Source organism: Achromobacter sp. SIMBA_011 (genome assembly GCF_046535435.1).
In the GTDB taxonomy this organism is placed as follows: domain Bacteria; phylum Pseudomonadota; class Gammaproteobacteria; order Burkholderiales; family Burkholderiaceae_B; genus Achromobacter; species Achromobacter dolens.
This window is the reverse complement of record NZ_JAWRWN010001327.1, coordinates 1-231: the sequence shown is the minus strand read 5'-3', so window position 1 is coordinate 231 and position 231 is coordinate 1. Positions and strand designations below refer to the sequence as shown.

Sequence of the window (231 nt, the reverse complement as noted above, 5' to 3'; positions counted from 1 at the left end):
CTTGCCGTCATGCTCACCCTTGGCCGGTTCTATTGGTGGTTCGAGACATGGTGGCTGGGCGTGCTTCTGGCAACGTCGATCGCGCTCCTGACGCTGATGGCCTTCATCGAATTGCCGCGCAAAAACCCGCTACTCGACCTGCGCTGGATTTTTTCGAAAACCAACCTGCATATTATCGCGGTGCTGCTCGTTTATCGCGCGGTTTCTTCCGAACAATCCTCAACGGCGGTC

The 231-nt window shown here is 56.3% G+C and carries 1 pseudogene; it reads left to right on the top strand.

The features are described 5' to 3' along the window. Positions 1-231: pseudogene (locus SB816_RS35390) on the top strand (MFS transporter); the annotation flags it as partial.